The organism is Streptococcus sp. HMSC10E12, assembly GCF_001807855.1.
Classification (GTDB): Bacteria; Bacillota; Bacilli; order Lactobacillales; family Streptococcaceae; genus Streptococcus; species Streptococcus salivarius.
Genome location: NZ_KV791130.1, coordinates 1 through 947 on the forward strand (window position 1 = coordinate 1; position 947 = coordinate 947).

A 947-nucleotide genomic window follows, 5' to 3' on the forward strand; every position below is an offset into this window, starting at 1 on the left:
TACGGCGTGGACTACCAGGGTATCTAATCCTGTTCGCTCCCCACGCTTTCGAGCCTCAGCGTCAGTTACAGACCAGAGAGCCGCTTTCGCCACCGGTGTTCCTCCATATATCTACGCATTTCACCGCTACACATGGAATTCCACTCTCCCCTTCTGCACTCAAGTTTGACAGTTTCCAAAGCGAACTATGGTTGAGCCACAGCCTTTAACTTCAGACTTATCAAACCGCCTGCGCTCGCTTTACGCCCAATAAATCCGGACAACGCTCGGGACCTACGTATTACCGCGGCTGCTGGCACGTAGTTAGCCGTCCCTTTCTGGTAAGCTACCGTCACAGTGTGAACTTTCCACTCTCACACTCGTTCTTGACTTACAACAGAGCTTTACGATCCGAAAACCTTCTTCACTCACGCGGCGTTGCTCGGTCAGGGTTGCCCCCATTGCCGAAGATTCCCTACTGCTGCCTCCCGTAGGAGTCTGGGCCGTGTCTCAGTCCCAGTGTGGCCGATCACCCTCTCAGGTCGGCTATGTATCGTCGCCTAGGTGAGCCGTTACCTCACCTACTAGCTAATACAACGCAGGTCCATCTTGTAGTGGAGCAATTGCCCCTTTCAAATAAATGACATGTGTCATCCATTGTTATGCGGTATTAGCTATCGTTTCCAATAGTTATCCCCCGCTACAAGGCAGGTTACCTACGCGTTACTCACCCGTTCGCAACTCATCCAAGAAGAGCAAGCTCCTCTCTTCAGCGTTCTACTTGCATGTATTAGGCACGCCGCCAGCGTTCGTCCTGAGCCAGGATCAAACTCTCATTAAAAACTTTAATAATTGTTCGAGCGTTAACTCATTACCGTCGTCTGACGATTTATTCTTGTAAATTGACAGGTTATAATGTCTTCTATCATAACCCTGCACTTGGTTTCTTATTCAGTTCTCAAAGGTCT

Annotated in this window: 1 rRNA gene; it reads right to left on the minus strand. The window is 49.6% G+C overall.

The features are described from left to right. Window positions 1-820: ribosomal RNA gene (locus HMPREF3112_RS10810) — 16S ribosomal RNA — on the minus strand; the annotation flags it as partial. Between the last annotated feature and the right edge of the window lie 127 nt (window positions 821-947).